Below are 16659 nucleotides of genomic sequence, written 5' to 3'. Positions count from 1 at the left end.
ACTCGATCAAAACCCCGCTAGCCGGTGCCTTTGCGATGAGCCGGCCCGTCGAGGGTGACGTTGTGCTCTACACACCCTGGAAAGGCCTGGTCAAATACGCCGACATGGATGACCTCAAGACCGACCTCAAAACCTGCTTGACGCAGGACACCGGCAAACTCGAACTGCTACGTTTCCTGTCGGTTCACCGGCGCCATGTCGTGCTCGCAGGCGATACGCCAGACATCTCCATCGAAGTCGTTGAAGGTGCTGTGTTCGAGCACCAGCAAACCACCCTCGAACTCAATCGCACGCAAAATGTCGAGGCGATGATGGCCGAACTGCGCAAGACGCCTACGTTGCAATCGATGCTGGATGAGACGCTCAACATTGCGTTCTTCAGTTCATTCCCAAAACTGGATCAACGCCGCACCCGCCTGGAATGCACTCGTCCGGCTGTCGGTAAAATCGAAACCCCTTCCCCAACCACATCACTGTCCTTGAGCGAAGCCTTGTTGCAGCGCTACGCGAGTAACCCCCGGCCGGCCAATGAAACCAGGACCTTTTCCAACCCTAAACATGGCGTCAGCAGCAAAGCCGACAATCAGACCTGGGAAAGCACCCTGACCGATATTGCCGGAGGCTTTACACCTCGCCTGCAAAGCCAGATCGAAACGTTCTGGAACACCGAGCTCCGCAAAGGTCTGTCGCGCGAGGCATTTTTTACCGAGTGCTTGTGCGACACCTTTCACCTCAATCTGTTGCTCAAGCGCCAGGAAGGGGTTTTGACAACCGAGGAATATCTACGCCTGGTCAAGGTCAGTCTCGCCTCTGTTGCGGACAACCCGCTTCGCATCGAAAAAGTCCGCATATCCGCGCCGTTCAAACACTATGTCGACCTGGCCTCGACACTGATGATCGGCGAAAGCGGTACACCCGGTTTTCTGTATACCCAAACCAGGGGGATCGAAGCGACGACGGACTTGCCTGCGCTACAGAAAATCGTGCTGCTGATGCTGAAAAGCGAAGGCCACGAAGACAATTTGCTGAACTACATGTCACTGGATGAACGCCGTACTTTTCTCGATCTGGAGTCAGACAAGCGCACCGTTACCGGCGTACCGATCCCTCGTCCCGTATTTGAACATTTGATGGCGGACATTCTGGCCAAGCAGCAGGAGAACCTCACGTGTGCATTGAGAGCCTTCCTTGAAAGCAAAGGCAAGCATGACCTTCATGGGTTGGTGGGCAAGGCACTGGATGTGCGTGGCTACATTGATGATCGATTGCTGGCCATCGATGGCGACGAGCGCTGGAATGCCCAGGCAGTGCACCAATGGGCCGCACAGCCGGCCACCGTGCGTGCCGAAACAGCCAAAGCCCACCTGGCCTTGCTTAACACGCTCACGCAGGCTCTGGAGCACAATCTGCAGAGCCACCCTGCGATCCCCGCCGCCACGCTGACCGTGGCGGACGCAAAAAAGACGGTGGACGCGTCCGTGAAAAAACTGCAATCGGACTTTGCGCACCTGCTTGGCCTGGGGTTGAAAAGCGAACTGGAACTTCGAACGGTCGACCGCACGCTGAGCGCGACGGAACAGGCCATGATCAAAGCAGTGCTCGACAACCCGGTGCGCCTGCAAAGGGCCGCGCTCAATAACAATATTCCCGATATTTGCTCCCTGGCGCTCAAGGCGAACGGTTCCGACACGTTGTTGAAATTGTCCAGTTGCTTCGTGCTGACTGAACGACGCGATACGGACCCGACGAAATCGGGTAAGGCGATTTTGTGGACTCCGGCGTTGGGGTATGAGCCCTTCCCTTCATTGCCGGCGTTAAAGACAGAACTGGATCAGCGCCTGCTGGAGCACGATAAACGCACGTTTCTGCTTGAGAATCTAAGTCGAAGCGAACGGTCACCCACGCGAAGTTACACGCTGGCACCACTGCAGCAAGTGAACGAAAACTTTCTGGACCAAGTGCAAAGGCCTTTTGTCCAACTGGACGAAACGAGCGTCACAGAGGCACTTGCCACGACGGCGTCCACCGCAACGCGCGCCCGTCTTTTACACCAGATAGCCTTGCGCCAGCCTCAGACCGGGTTACGCCGGGCAACCGACATCGCCAAGGCTCTGACCACCCGACAAAGCCTTCCGGCATGGCTCGCCAACGCGTCCATTGAAGATCAGGTCCTGCATGCGGAATTGCTTCAACAGTACCTCGACTGCGTCAAAGATGATCAGGATTGCCTGAGTGACATTCCCTCGCTGGCGCGCACGGCGCACCAGGAGCTTCAGAAACTGCTCAAGGCGGACACGTTTGATCTTGATCCGGACAAGATCGAGTTGAAATTCACCGCGCCCCAAGTGTCGACACAAATTCTTACGGCGTTTGCACTCAGTCATTTCGATGATCTGGATGCCGCCCGATTCACCGTCGCATCGCTCGACACCACCCCGATCCCTGGCAAAGTCGACGCAACCTATGTCAAAGACCTGATACGAAAACTGAACCTTGGCCAACGCCATCAAGAAGTACTGAAGCAGTATTTTGCGCCGACCCATACTGACGCCCCGGCGCGCAGAAAGCGTTTTGTATCGCAGGTACCCTGGCAACTGATGCACTACGCCCACACGCAAAAGTTGCGTGAGCGCTTGAGCGAAAGCGGATTCGATCTGGTCAAGCAAATCATGGATATGCCCGACGCAACTGCGCGGGCAGCGGTGAACGATGCAAAAGCGATTATCCGGCCTTTGGAATTCGTCGGCATCAAGAAAGACCAGACAATCCAGGTACCCGGTGTCTATCTGATCGGGACCCACGGCAACGATTCCGGCAGACAGGTTCTGGTGGCGCCTTACAGCCCCAGGCACGGCCTCAAGGAGTATGAAGATCAACACGCCTTGATGTCCGAACTAAAGGCCCCGGGCATGCTGCGCCACTGGGTTCTCGGTCGATTGCCGGATTCCGACCGGACACTCTGCAAAGAGCGGTTTTCACTCGACAGTCAGGAAGCTGCGGTCAGTCTTGCTTCCAATCCGCTGAAGGGAAACGTACTGGTGCAGTTGTTCAAGGATAATGCTGTGCTGCTCGGCCAACTCTTGGGTTGCCAGGCCGACACTGAAGCCCAAAGTGAATGGGCAACCGTCAAACACGTGTTGGGCGAAGACTTGCGAGAAATGTTTTCGTTCTGCATGGGCAAACTGGCGTATCCAATTACGGTGTGGCGCAGTTTTCGTCAAATCCAGGCGTCTGCCGAACACTTGCAAAACCATCACTGGACAGCCGCGGTCTCCGGATTGGTCAGCGGCCTGGCGCAACTCGCCTCACTGCGTGGCTCGATGGTCACGAAGAACGCCCCTTCTGCTGCCGTCAGCACGCTGCCGACAGAAACACCCGACACTCCATTCAACTGGAAAGACATTGCGGTCACGGCACTTGAGCGCACGCAATTGAAGCAACACGAAGCCAGCGACGTAGAGCTGCATTCAATGGCATTGGACACGGCACTCGGGCTCTATAAGCACGCCGCAACCCAAAAGACCTATGGTGCCGTTGAAGGCAAGGTGTATCCGGTCGAAAAGAAACGAACGCGCTGGCGCATCGTTGGTAACAAAAAACCGGGGCCCTATTTGCGTCAGAGTGTTACCCGGCAATGGATCATCGACCCGCCACCCGCATTACCAATGGCCCCAAGCCAGGGCGTGCTCAAACGGGTGGAAACTGTGATGGCCGTCTGGGAAGGCATGAATGTCGACGCAAACGGTATGCCGCAGATCCGTGAGCGATTCCCGGTCAAGGCACGGGAGATAGAAGAAGGCCTGAACCAGGCGACCACCTATGTCTGGAATGCCTTTCGCAACCTGCAGTTGCTCAAAGAAACCGGTGATGCAGTCACACCGGTCCATCAACTCATCATGGACTTCGCCGACGTGCCGAAAGTGGAGCCCATCCACGTAACCATGGTGGAAAAGGTCATTGCAGAGATTTTTACTGCCTTGCTGGACCCGACACTAAGAGCACCGAACAGCAAACGTTTTGCGGTTGGACGCGTCCTCGCGGACCCGGAAAACACATTCGGTTTCATCGTTCCGTCCGACCCCAAACGAAAAATCTATCTGGCGGAGCAGTTCTTCCGGCCTGTCTTCGATTACTACCGCAACTACATGTCGGATGCAGCCTTTCCGATCCGGGCTCACACCCGCGCCGCCACGTTGATTCATGAGCTCTCGCACATCGTATGCAACACCGAGGACATCGCCTATCTCGACTCCGGCAGACCGTTTCACACGCTGATTGAAACAACGAGCGTGCGGGCCAGGGCGCTGAAGGACGCACTCAGCAATCTGCACAAAAAGGGATTGTCGAGCCAGACACCTTTGCCCGAGCTGTTCTCTCGTTACAACGACGATCTGCAAGTCTGGGAGGACCTGGGGCAAACATACTATGAAGAAACCGACCGTCCCCTTTTGCAGGTTTTGCGACTGACCGGTGACAAAACCCTCAGTGACGCACGCATTCGCTTCAAAAGAGACCCATTGGTCAGACTGGCTGTACAACTGGGCAATGCTGACAGCGTGACGTTACTGATCACCCAAATGGGACGCCAACTGCATGTCAGCGCCCCTTGAATCCGAAAATAGGTGCGCGTTTGATGGGTAATTGCCATGATCGATGTTCTCGCCGGCTGCCTCCAAGGTTAGAATGCAGGAAATCAGGATGGGCCAATGACCGAACAAACGCTCTCGGAAGCCGAATACGACGCCATCACCGATGCCGCTGCGCATTGGTGCATGCGTTTGCACGCCAATGACTGCACCGAGCACGAGCGCCTGGCGTTCGTGCAATGGCGTGATGCACATCCGCTGCATGCGTTCGAGTACGAGGCCATGCTGGAAATCTGGGACGTCGCGGGGGAGTTGCCTCGTCCGGACACCGTCGTGCCAATGCTTCGCGTCAAACCCGCCACCCCGTGGCGCACCCTGGGCATTGCTGCTGCGGTGTGCGCCCTGGCGTTGCCACTGGCGGCCTATAGCGGCTGGCATCTGGGTTGGGTTCCAAATTCGTACCAGCACTTCGAGGCGATCGACAATGTCCGTCATGTGACCTTGAACGATGGCAGTCAGGTCGAGCTGAACCTGGGCAGCGAGCTGACGTTCAGCAACTACAAGAATCAGCGGCAAGTCACGCTGGACAAAGGCGAGGCGTTCTTCAGCGTCAGCCATGACACCCGCCACCCCTTTGTGGTCAAGGCTGCCGAAGGTCGAATTCGGGTGACAGGCACAAAATTCAACGTCTGGATGTATGAAGACCAGGTGAAGGTCAACCTGGTCGAAGGTTCGGTGCTGGTCACCAGCAACGATGACCTGCCCGGTGACGGTCTGCGCCTGGGACCTTCGATGCAGGCGAGTTACGGCAGGGGTGACTTCACTCCCCGCATCAGCCAGACCTATGACAGCGACACAACGCTGGCCTGGCGACAGGGCAAACTGGTGCTCGATGACCTGGCTTTGAATGATGCGCTGCCACTAATCAATCGCTACCTGGACAAGCCATTGATCGTTGCCGATAACAGCACCGGTTCGATCCATATTGGCGGCATCTACAACATCAAGGACATCAATGGGCTGGTGAAATCCCTTCCACGGGTCTTGCCGGTCTATTTGACGCGTAACCAGAGCGGCAATCTGGTGGTGAATTCGATCCCGCAAAAACCTTCAAAAAGCTGAAAAGACCGCAACCCTTTCGGGATGCGGCCTTTTTTGTTCACACATATTCACTTAGTGCGCCGCCACCTTGCCAGGCTTGTCTTCCTGTTGTCGGATGGTCTGCACCTGATACTGCGGATCGGAAGTGATCTGCTGTTCGGTAAACGGCAATACACCCAGTTGCTTCTGCGAAAAGGCCGATGTCTGGTCCCGAGCGTACTTTGACGCCGGTTCACTGGACAACGAGAACGCTAACAGTCCTTTGGCTTGCGGCCCGTTGTCATCGAACGTCACCACTTGCAGGTAGCTGGTGCCGCTGACCACTTCGCGCTTGCCGTCGGTTCGCGGCACGCTTTGAATGGCGTTGTAGACACCCAGCGCTCCCGGCCCGCCATGAATCGGTGTCTGCTGACCGCCGCTGCTGACCACCTGAATATCGCCCCAGCGGCTGTTGGCTTTGAGCCCGGACTCAGTCACCTGTTCAACTGACGCCAGCATCGCCCCGCGCAACGCCTTCGCCACCTCGGGACGATCGACCGCGAGGCCGCGTGGGGTGTGTTGCGGGTCATTTGGATCGAACGCCACACGCCAGGCATCCGGGAATTGCTCCAGCGCCTCCATGACATTCTGGAAGTGCACGAAACCCAGGCCGCTGTTGAGGTTTGCATGGCGGTCCCAGGTCGTGAGGCTGACGCACAGCGGCGCAAGGTTTTTTGCATCGGCACTGAGCCCCGTCGCGCAGAACTGCAACAAATCCGGCATGACCTGCTCAGCCTGATAGACCTGATCGTCCATCACCATGTGTTGCAAGTCTTGCGCGCCGATTTTGCCAGCTTTGGTCAGCGCACTCAGACGCGCCAGCGCAAATCGCGAACGCAGCCCCAGCGGCTGACCGTCCTGACTGATCAACGGCGAATAGCCCGTCAACGGTTGCGCCGGGTTGGCCATCCATGCCGAGTCGTTGGAGTGCTGGACAAAGTCCTTGCGCAGCAATTGCGGCAACTGGCTGGACGCGTAGATCCCTTTTTGTGCGGCCTGCGGGTCGATGTCCCAGGCGCAGGCGCTGTTGGAACCGTCCAGAATGATCATCTGCAAGCCGATTCGCGGATCGCTGCATTTCGCGAGTTTGTCGGCGCCCACGTTCGGCACCACCGACAGGTTCATGTAGAGGGTCTGCCCCTGATCGTCCGCCGCCAGCGTGTTGACCCACGGAATGCCTTGAATGGAGTGCACCGACTCCTGGAAGTCCTTGAGGTTGCCAGCACGGTTCATTGCATACCACTGCTGCAGCACGCGATCGTTATCCAGATTGGCATCGCGCAGGCTGAACGCGTGCTGATTGTCCCAGTCGAGCTTGCCGGGCCATTGCACGATCGGACCGAACTTCGAACTGTAGACCTCATGGGTAATTGCCTTGATCTGCCCGTCCGCCAGCTTGACGTTGACGGTCAAGGTCTGCTTGTCCAGCGGCAAGGACTCACCATCCAACAGGTAACGCGTCGAATCCTTGGGGTCCAGTTGCAGGCGATACAAGGTGAAATGCTTGGACGAGTCCACCGTATGGGTCCAGGCCAGGTGTCGATTGAAACCGATGTTGATCACCGGCAGACCGGGTAATGCAGCGCCCATCACGTCCAGTTTGCCGGGGATGGTCAGGTGCATCTGATAGAAGCGCATGCCGCCGACCCACGGAAAATGCGGATTGGCCAACAGCATGCCGCGCCCGTTGAAGGAACTGTCGCTGCCGACCGCCACGGCATTGCTGCCCCGGTCCAGCGCGAAACGCTGCATACGTGTAGTCGCGACCTGGAAAGCGGCGTGGTCATTCGATGCCTGGGTAACCGACTTGGGTGGCGTAGCACCGGCCAGGGCTTCGGCGAACTGCCCCACACCGCCTTCGACCAGTAGACGACGGGTTAACTTGACCAGGTCCATCGCCGTAATCTCCCGCACCCAGTCGCCCTGGCATTGCACCGGCAACGTCTGGGCGCGACGCTCCGCCAGGCCACGGTTGTAACCCGCGACATAACCTTTAATCAGTTCGCGGACTTCAGGCGTTTGTGCCTGCCAGAAACCCGCGACAGCCTGCGGGTTGTTCAGCCACATGAAGAACAGATCGCTGGTCAGGTTTTCACGTTCTTCGACGGTGAACTGGTCCGGCCCGAAATACCGCGAGCGCTCGCCGTTGACCGTGGTGATTTCGTTGGCCAACAGGCACAGGTTGTCCTGGGCGTAGGCATAACCGATGCCGTACCCGAGACCACGTTCATTGTCTGCACGAATGTGCGGCACACCGAAACTGGTCCGGCGGATCTCGGCAGTCGCCTGCTCGGGTTGGGTGCGCGCGTTCGCTGCAAGGCTCAACCCCAGAAACACGCCTGCCAGGCTCAACCTGGTTAACTGGCTGGAAATAATCACGCTCGCTCCTGATCGAAAAAACGATGGCCACAGTCCTGCGTACAGATACGCACTGCGCCTCCCTTTAGGGACGAAGCTCACAAAATTAATTTAGGGTTTACGCGGCACAGGACCGAGTGCTTACAACCCGATCACACAGCTTCGACAAAATTTCTACATTCAAGTCTTCATGATTTGGGCTGCTCAAACGTCTAGTTATACAAGAGCGCCCATTTTTTCCTGATCAGGCTCTGAAAAGGAGTTTTGCAATGTACAACTCGCAACTGCCAGCGGACGGTAGCAACGCGCCAAAGGGTACTTCCATGGGAGTCGGCGTATTCGAGCCGCGTACCGAACGCCACGGCAACGAACGGATCAGGGTTCTGCTCAAGAACTTCGGTTTGCGAACCAGTCTGATTCGCCTCAAAGTCATCGATGCCCTGCTCACGGCCGCCGAAAGCGACCGCAGCCTCGGGGTGCGTGGCGTGCACAGCCATTTGCTGGAACTGGATATCCCGCTGTCTTTTCTAAGCGTTCGCGAAGTGCTGAAGCGCCTGTGCAGTGAAGGTGTGATCGTCCTCAATCCGGACAAAAGCTACAGCCTGCACCCCAAGGCTGCCGCCATGCTCCACCAGTAAACAGGACCGGGCCCTGGATCAGGGCTTGACCTTACGGCGCATCACGCCATTGATGACCACCACGATCACCGCCACGCCGATGGCGATGTACTGGAACATTTTTTCGCTGATAGCGCCGGTGTTCTGCAGCCAGGAAAGGCCAAACATGATTCCCAGTACGACGAGGGAGATCAGAATCGAGTATTTCAAACGTTGCGACTGGGTCATTGCGGTTTCCTGAAACTGAAAGATGTATCCGACTTGGCGGGGCCTCATGTTACAGCCGATGAAACGTTTTGGCTTCATCGCGGCGATATCTTGAGGGTTTTCCCCTTGAGCATCAGCACCGACGCTCAAGAGACCACCTGACAATGTTGTAATGTCCCCTTCATCCGGCTGACAGCATTGATCTACCATGATCTGGCTGGCGCACTCTGTAGCACTTGGAAACAATCCTCGAATGCCTGACCGATAAAACAGGTCAGAATGCGTTTTTTTGCCCGTTAGCCGAGACCAAAGCCCATGCGAACCCACCTGCGCCTGATCGCCCTGAGCGCCCTGTTTGTTTCCTCCCTGGCTCAAGCCGCCGACCTGATTCCGATCGAAGTCCACCGCGACGCCAATTGCGGTTGCTGCAAGAAGTGGATCAGCCATCTGGAGGCCAATGGTTTCAAGGTCGAGGATCACGTTGAAGCCAACATGAGCGAGTTCAAAAAGGAGCATGGCGTACCGCCGCGTCTCGCGTCATGCCACACCGGCCTCATCAATGGCAAATTTGTCGAAGGTCACGTACCTGCCGATCAGGTGCTGGCCTTGACCAAGCGCAACGATCTGCTGGGCGTCGCCGCTCCCGGCATGCCAATGGGTTCGCCCGGCATGGAAATGGACGGCATGAGTGATGCTTACCAAGTCATCGGCTTGAAAAAGGATGGCACTGATGTGGTGGTTGCGGACTATCCGGCGCATTGATACCCGGGGCGTACATCGGCCTGTTTTTTGCCGCATTCGGTGCTGCGACGTTGCTGCCTTTGCAGTCCGAAGCCGTACTGGTGGGATTGCTGGCCAGCGATCGGTACGAGATCGGGTTGTTGCTGGGTGTGGCAACGCTGGGCAACGTCCTCGGTTCGCTGCTTAACTGGTGGCTGGGACGCGGTATCGAGCGGTTTCGCGATCGGCGCTGGTTTCCGGTCAGTCCTGAACGCCTGGAAAAAGCCCGGATTTATTACCAGCGTGGGGGCCATTGGTCGTTGCTGCTCAGTTGGTTACCGGTGATCGGCGATCCGCTGACCCTCGTGGCCGGGGTGATGCGCGAGCCGTTGGGGCGGTTCCTGTTGATCGTCACCCTCGCCAAAGGTGCCCGCTATAGTGTGCTGGCACTCGCGACTTTGGGCTGGATGGGTTGAACCAACAAGGGCGGCGATTGCCTGCTTAATGTCGCCCTAATCAAGCCGATCCAGGATCGGCGGATTTTTGATGGAGTTAACCCATGTCGCTGCCCTTACCCCGCTGGCTTCCCCGACTGCTGCTGACCACCGCCCTGCCCCTTACGGCCTCGGCCCAAGGGCCTGTCTATGGTCCCGAGTTGCAAGGTTTCGAGTATCCCTACACGCTCAAGCACTTCGCCTTTGAATCTCAGGGCAAATCCCTGCAAATGGGTTACATGGACGTCGCCGCGCAAGGCAAGGCCAACGGTCGCAGCGTGGTGCTGATGCACGGCAAGAACTTCTGCGGCGCTACCTGGGAAAGCTCAATCAAAGCCTTGAGCGACGCTGGTTACCGGGTCATTGCCCCCGACCAGATCGGATTCTGCACCTCCAGCAAACCGGACAACTACCAATACACCTTCCAGCAGCTGGCCAGTAACACCCAACAGTTGCTCAAAGCCCTCGGCATCCAGAAAGCCACGCTGCTCGGGCACTCCACCGGCGGCATGCTCGCCACCCGTTATGCCCTGCAATACCCCGAAAACGTCGAACAACTGGCGATGGTCAACCCGATTGGCCTGGAAGACTGGAAAGCCCTCGGCGTGCCCTATCGCACGGTAGACCAATGGTACGCGCGCGAACTCAAGCTCAGCGCCGACGGCATCCGCACCTACGAGCGCAACACGTATTACGGTGGCCGCTGGAAACCGGAGTTTGATCGTTGGGTGGACATGCTCGCCGGCCTGAACACAGGCTCTGGACATACCCAGGTCGCCTGGAATTCGGCGCTGATCTACGACATGATTTTCACCCAACCGGTTTACTACGAATTCCACAACCTGAAGATGCCGACCCTGTTGTTGATCGGTACGTCCGACTCCACGGCCATCGGTAGCGACATTGCATCGCCCGAGGTCAAGGCGAAAATCGGCCATTACGACCTACTCGGCAAACAGGTGGCGAAGCTGATCCCTCATTCGACGCTGATCGAATTCCCGGGGATGGGCCACGCGCCGCAAATGGAAGAACCGGAAAAATTCCACCAGGCCTTGTTGACCTGGCTGAGCAAATCCAGTCCGACGGGTAAATGAGGAGCGGCTGATGGCGTTGCAGATTGCAGTGATCGACGATTGGCAGGACGTGGCTCGGGGCGTGGTGGACTGGTCGGTGCTGGATGCGGTTGGCCAGGTGAGTTTCCTGCATGACTACCCTGCTGATAACGAGATTCTGGCGCAGCGCTTGGTTGATTTCGAAGTGATCTGCGTGATGCGCGAACGCACGCGCTTCGATGAAGACCTGCTGCGTCGCCTGCCAAAACTCAAGCTGCTGGTCACCGCAGGCATGCGCAATGCCGCCCTGGACCTGAAGGCCGCCGCCGCACTGGGCATCCAGGTCAGTGGCACTGACAGCTACAAACATGCCGCACCGGAATTGACCTGGGCGCTGATCATGGCCGCGATGCGCAATCTGGTGAACGAGGCCAACGCCCTGCGTGCCGGAAAATGGCAACAAGGCCTGGGCGGCGATCTGCACGGCAAGACGTTGGCAATCCTCGGCCTGGGCAGCATTGGCCAGCGTGTTGCGCAGTTTGGCCAGGTGTTCGGCATGCGGGTGATTGCCTGGAGCGAAAACCTCACCGCCGATCGTGCTGCCGAAGACGGCGTGACCTATGTCAGCAAGCAGCAACTGTTCGAACAGGCCGACGTGCTGTCGGTGCACCTGGTACTCAGCGACCGCAGCCGGGGTCTGGTAGACGCCCAGGCGCTGGCGTGGATGAAGCCGACGGCGTTGCTGGTGAATACCGCGCGTGGGCCGATTGTCGATGAGACTGCGTTGATCAAGGCGTTACAGAAACAACGACTTGCCGGTGCAGCGCTGGATGTCTTCGAACACGAGCCGTTATCGGAGCATCATCCGTTCCGGACCCTGGACAACGTGCTGGCCACGCCCCATGTCGGCTACGTCAGCGAGCAGAACTATCATCAGTTTTTCTCGCAGATGATCGAAGGCATCCAGGCATGGGCGGCGGGGCAACCCGTTCGCGTGCTGGGCTGAGAAAAACCTTCGACTTTTGCAATCCCACCGATGTCTCAACCTTGCGCTATAAATTGCAAGGACGTAACCCGATCCGAAACGCATCCACCTGTGGAGCATTGCCCATGAAAGTCCGTTTCGCTATGTTGGCTTCCCCATTGTTTCTGGCTGTTGCGTTGTCCAGCACCCTCGCGCTGGCGAACGGTGACGATGAGGATGACGTCCCCGCCAAACCCAATTGCCCCAAGGGCCAGGTTTTCGACACCAAGTCGCAGAAATGCGTCAAGCAAACCAGCAGCCTGGTGCCTGACGAAGACCGCACCCGCTACGCCTATCAGTTGGCCAGGGACGGGCGCTATGAAGAAGCCCTGGCCCTGCTCGACACCCTGAAAAACCCGAACACTGCCAAGGCCCTGAATTATCGCGGCTACGCCACGCGTAAACTGGGGCGCACCGACGAAGGCATCGGTTACTACCTGCAATCGGTAAAACTCGACCCGCAGTACGCGCAAGTACGCGAATACCTCGGCGAGGCCTATGTGATCAAAGGCCGGCTGGACCTGGCGCAAGAACAGTTGCAGCAGATCAAATCCATTTGCGGTAATACCCGTTGCGAGGAATACCGTGACCTGGCCGAAGCCATCGACGGCTCATCGAAGACCTGAGGCACACTCATCGTCGGCCGGGAGTTTCAAGAGCTGTTGTGCGCTCGGAAACTCTCCCTGCCGCGCCTGGAGCGTATATCGCACCTTATCGCCAACCACAAAGCACTGACCGGCCGTGGTGATGCCCGCCCCTAACCTGATCGCCACACAGGCGCAAAGTCCATCCTCAGGTTTGATCAGCGCAAAACACGTGGACGTAGAGTCAACCCTGACATCCCTGAATGCACTGATCGTCCCCTGACCGCATTTTGTTATTATTGGTGCGCTCATTCCGGCCTCCTTACCCTTGTCTTCCGCCTGACTACACACGGACAGTGAAACGCACAAGTTGCCGACATGACTACTGTAAAACATGACAGTCAGTACATTGCGGCGGGTCAGAAAGGCTGCCGTTCGTCCAATTCAGCCCGTTGCAGGCAACCACAACCTGAAACGCGCCCCACCCAACGGCGAACCTTCGACCGTCAGCGTCCCGCCTTGGGCTTCCAACGCCCGTCGACTGATTGCCAATCCCAACCCGAACCCGCCCGTGGCCCGATCACGACTGCGATCAAGGCGGTAGAAGGGTTCGAAAATACGCTCGCGCTCGTCTTCGGGAATGCCGATGCCGTCATCATCCACCCAGATCTCGCATCCGCCGGCGTAGACCTGAACCCCGATCTGGATGCGTTCTTCGCAATAACGCATGGCATTGCGCAGCAGGTTCTGCAGGGCACGGGCCGTCAAGCGTGGGTCGAGACTGAAGCGTTCCAGTTGACCGTGGAGCAACACGTCGATGACGATGTCCGGTGACTGCTCTTCATCGACACTGCCCAAAATGCTGTCGATAAACTCATCCAGCGACACCTCGACCTGTTCCGGCAGTTGCGCCGGGTTTTGCAGGCGGCTGTAGGAAAGCAACTCCAGCACCAGTTCATCCAGTTCGCGAATGTGTGCCACCAGGCTCTGCAACCGCTCGCGACTGGCGGTCGGCAAATCCTCGGACAGGGCCAGCGCCAGGCCGAAGTCCAGGCGAGTCAGCGGTGTGCGCAGTTCATGGGACACTGCATTGAGCAGATCCCGCTGCTGATTGAGCAGGTTCTCGATGTCACCGGCCATGGTATCGAACACATTGGCCAGACTGCCGATGTTGGAACTGGCGGGGATTTTCGTACGTTCGCTCAAATGTCCTTTACCGAAGCGTTCGGCAGTGCCTTTGAGGCGCTCCAGATCGCGCCAGTGCGGGCGCAGCCACAGCAACAGACAGGCAAGCATGGTCGCGCCGATCAGCACGTTGATGCTCCAGTACAGGAGGTTGACGTCCATCGGGTCCGGCGGCACAACCATTTGCACGACCATCCGATCATCCAGCGGCGCCACCGCCAGTGTGCGCCAGCCCCAGTCGCCGACGCGTACTACATTCTCGCCGAACTGCAAGCGTTGCTGTTCTTCAAGCGTCAAACCGACATCGTCGTTGCCGCTGAGCACGATATGCAGCGGGCTGAATTCTTTGTCCATTTGCTCGGCCAAAGCTGGCCACTGCTCGGCGGGCACGCCATGAAACTGTTTGACGATCAGGGTCTGCAACCCGCGGGAGTAATCAAGGTTGTAGGTGACAAAACGCTCCTGGAAAACCCTGACCACCAAGTCTGGCACCAGATAGATTGCCGCGCTGTACGAAACAATGGTCACGACATACAAGCGAAAGAGGATTTTGAACATCGGCTCAGCATTCCCACTCGGAGCGGCTGAACAGATAACCCTTGCCCCACACCGTCTTGATCTTGCGTGCCTCGCCGGCGTGGTCGTCGAACTTGCGCCGCAATTTGGAAATCGCCACGTCCACGGAACGGTCGGTGCCGTTGAATTCGATACCGCGCAGACGTTGCAGGATCTGGTCGCGACTCAGCACTTCGCCCGCATGCCGGGCCAGCACCACCAGCAGGTTGTACTCGCCGCTGGACAATTCGACCAGCTGCTCGCGCCAGGTCACCGTGCGTTCGGACAGATCGATGCACAGGTTGCCCATCAGAATGCGATCGTTGGCGGTTTGCGGTTCGCTGAGGCTGCTGCGCCGCAACAAGGTTCGCACCCGGGCCAGCAACACTCTCGGCTCACAAGGCTTGGTCACGTAGTCGTCAGCGCCCATCTCCAGGCCGAGCACCTGATCGTGGCTGTCATCGCGCGCAGTGAGCATCAGGATCGGCAACGTTGCCGAGTCAGCGCGAAGCAAGCGGCAGACTTGCAAACCGTCGAGGCCGGGTAGCATCAGGTCGAGGATCACCAGGTCCGGCGGACTGGTCCGCGCACGTTCGCGCACGTGGTCACCGCGGCCGATCACGCTGACGGAGTAGCCGTTGCGTTCCAGGTAGCTGGCAATCAGTTCGGCCAGAGCGGTGTCGTCTTCGACCAGGAGAATGTTGGGCATGGGGTGTTTCCAGAAAGTGCAGTGGCGTCTGTTCCGGCCCTATCGCTGGCAAGCCAGCTCCTACAGGTCGTGCGCTGAAAATCCTTGTAGGAGCTGGCTTGCCAGCGAAGGCGGCCTGACAGACGCAATAAATTTCAAGAAGTGCAGGATATACGCCCTCCCCCCCCCCTGAGTAAAACCCTTACACAATTTCACACAGCACCAACAAAGCTTCACCGCTACCCTCGCTGTCGCCCAGTAGGATGCTGGGGGTCTTTATTGGGGTATTTCATGTCAAAGAATCTGCTTGCCAGGCTCAGCCTGATCGCATTGGCGTTGGCGCTTGGCGCCTGTGACAAGTCCTCGAACGCTGAAGAGCCGGAGCCACTGGCCACCGTGCGCATCGAGACCCTCGAAGCCCAGCCGCTGACCATCAGCAGCGAACTGAGCGGCCGGATTGCCGCACCACGTATCGCCGAAGTGCGCGCACGTGTTGCGGGCGTGGTGTTGCAGCGCACCTTCCGTGAAGGCAGCGACGTGAAAAAAGGCGACGTGCTATTCCGTATCGACCCGGCGCCGTTCAAGGCTGACCTGGACAGCGCCGAAGCCGTCCTGCGCAAGGCCGAGGCCAATGCGTTCCAGGCCCGGTTGCAGGAACAACGCTACGCCCAGTTGATCGACGACAAGGCCATCAGCGGTCAGGAGTATGACAACGCCCGTGCCAACGCCCGGCAGACCGCCGCCGAAGTCGCTGCCAGTAAAGCCGCCGTGGAGCGAGCGAAACTGAACCTCGGTTACGCCACGGTTACCGCACCGATTTCAGGGCGTGTCGGCCGTGCACTGGTCACCGAAGGCGCACTGGTCGGACAGAACGAAACCACACCGCTGGCGCTGATTCAGCAGCTCGATCCGATCCATGCCGACCTGACCCAGTCCACTCGCGAACTCAATGACCTGCGCCGAGCTTTTCGTTCCGGCCAGTTGCAGCAGGTCGGCCAGGGTCAGGCCAAGGCCACGTTGATTCAGGATGACGGCAGCCTTTATCCACTGCCGGGCAAACTGTTGTTCAGCGACATCACCGTTGATCCGGGTACGGGGCAGATTATTCTGCGCAGTGAATTTCCCAATCCGGATCTGGATTTGCTCCCTGGTAGCTTCGTGCGGGTACGCCTGGAGCAAGCGGTCAATCAGCAAGGTCTCAGCGTGCCGCAACGGGCGGTCCAGCGTGACAGCGCCGGCATCGCCCAGGTGCTGATGCTCGACGCCGAACAACGGGTCGCGCAACAGCCGGTCGAGTTGGGCGCCGTGCAGAACGATCGCTGGATCGTCACCGGCGGGCTCAAGCCAGGCGACCGTATTGTCGTTGAAGGCCTGCAACACGCCCGCCCTGGCGAGAAAGTGCAGATCGACGACACTCCTCTTCCACTGGCCCAGATGTCTGGCCAATAA

General features: G+C 58.2%; 14 protein-coding genes. 9 read left to right on the top strand and 5 right to left on the bottom strand.

What is annotated here, in order from left to right; genetic code table 11:
- Positions 1-167 precede the first annotated feature (167 nt).
- A complete protein-coding gene (locus AD668_RS29975) occupies positions 168-344 on the bottom strand; it encodes a hypothetical protein (RefSeq protein WP_256220664.1) in 177 nt (58 codons plus the stop codon).
- Positions 345-740: 396 nt separating this feature from the next.
- Between AD668_RS29975 and AD668_RS14735 the strand changes: the two genes are divergently transcribed.
- On the top strand, positions 741-4610 hold the full coding sequence (locus tag AD668_RS14735) for a dermonecrotic toxin domain-containing protein (protein ID WP_256220663.1): 3870 nt from the start codon (positions 741-743) through the stop codon (positions 4608-4610).
- 96 nt (positions 4611-4706) lie between these two features.
- The gene (locus AD668_RS14730) at positions 4707-5708 is read left to right on the top strand and encodes a FecR family protein (protein WP_053159965.1); all 1002 of its coding nucleotides are present in this window, start codon (positions 4707-4709) and stop codon (positions 5706-5708) included.
- Positions 5709-5759: 51 nt separating this feature from the next.
- Here the strand turns inward: AD668_RS14730 and AD668_RS14725 are convergent, their stop codons facing one another.
- On the bottom strand, positions 5760-8105 hold the full coding sequence (locus AD668_RS14725; protein WP_053159964.1) for an acylase: 2346 nt from the start codon (positions 8103-8105) through the stop codon (positions 5760-5762).
- Positions 8106-8353: 248 nt separating this feature from the next.
- On the opposite strand from AD668_RS14725, the gene AD668_RS14720 reads away from it, so the two are divergent.
- Positions 8354-8722, top strand: a complete 369-nt coding sequence (locus AD668_RS14720) for a fe2+ zn2+ uptake regulation protein (RefSeq protein ID WP_053159961.1) — start codon at positions 8354-8356, stop codon at positions 8720-8722.
- A gap of 18 nt (positions 8723-8740) precedes the next feature.
- Here the strand turns inward: AD668_RS14720 and AD668_RS14715 are convergent, their stop codons facing one another.
- Positions 8741-8929: a hypothetical protein gene (locus AD668_RS14715; protein WP_053159959.1), complete on the bottom strand. Its 189-nt coding sequence runs from the start codon at positions 8927-8929 to the stop codon at positions 8741-8743.
- Between the two features lie 294 nt (positions 8930-9223).
- On the opposite strand from AD668_RS14715, the gene AD668_RS14710 reads away from it, so the two are divergent.
- From AD668_RS14710 to AD668_RS14690, 5 genes are all read left to right on the top strand, one after another.
- A complete protein-coding gene (locus AD668_RS14710) occupies positions 9224-9670 on the top strand; it encodes a DUF411 domain-containing protein (RefSeq protein ID WP_053159957.1) in 447 nt (148 codons plus the stop codon).
- Complete coding sequence (locus AD668_RS14705) at positions 9670-10104, top strand: YqaA family protein (protein WP_053160409.1); 435 nt, start codon at positions 9670-9672, stop codon at positions 10102-10104. The genes AD668_RS14710 and AD668_RS14705 overlap by 1 nt, the downstream gene beginning before the upstream one ends.
- Before the next feature lie 83 nt (positions 10105-10187).
- Positions 10188-11216 carry an alpha/beta fold hydrolase gene (locus tag AD668_RS14700; RefSeq protein WP_053159955.1) on the top strand — a complete coding sequence of 343 codons (1029 nt, stop codon included), beginning with the start codon at positions 10188-10190 and terminating at the stop codon, positions 11214-11216.
- A gap of 10 nt (positions 11217-11226) precedes the next feature.
- Complete coding sequence (locus tag AD668_RS14695) at positions 11227-12180, top strand: D-2-hydroxyacid dehydrogenase family protein (protein WP_053159953.1); 954 nt, start codon at positions 11227-11229, stop codon at positions 12178-12180.
- Between the two features lie 104 nt (positions 12181-12284).
- Entirely contained in the window at positions 12285-12824 is a 540-nt protein-coding gene (locus AD668_RS14690; RefSeq protein WP_053159951.1) for a tetratricopeptide repeat protein, read from the top strand.
- A 402-nt stretch (positions 12825-13226) separates the two neighbouring features.
- Here AD668_RS14690 and AD668_RS14680 read toward each other — a convergent pair whose 3' ends face one another.
- Positions 13227-14525: an ATP-binding protein gene (locus AD668_RS14680; protein ID WP_053159947.1), complete on the bottom strand. Its 1299-nt coding sequence runs from the start codon at positions 14523-14525 to the stop codon at positions 13227-13229.
- Positions 14526-14529: 4 nt separating this feature from the next.
- Positions 14530-15231 (bottom strand): response regulator transcription factor, encoded by a 702-nt coding sequence (locus tag AD668_RS14675; protein ID WP_053159945.1) that lies wholly within the window; start codon positions 15229-15231, stop codon positions 14530-14532.
- Positions 15232-15501: 270 nt separating this feature from the next.
- On the opposite strand from AD668_RS14675, the gene AD668_RS14670 reads away from it, so the two are divergent.
- Positions 15502-16659: an efflux RND transporter periplasmic adaptor subunit gene (locus AD668_RS14670; RefSeq protein ID WP_053159943.1), complete on the top strand. Its 1158-nt coding sequence runs from the start codon at positions 15502-15504 to the stop codon at positions 16657-16659.

The organism is Pseudomonas sp. P1.8 (assembly GCF_001269805.1).
In the GTDB taxonomy this organism is placed as follows: domain Bacteria; phylum Pseudomonadota; class Gammaproteobacteria; order Pseudomonadales; family Pseudomonadaceae; genus Aquipseudomonas.
The sequence above is the reverse complement of the archived record's forward strand: the minus strand, read 5'-3'. Positions and strand labels throughout refer to the sequence as shown.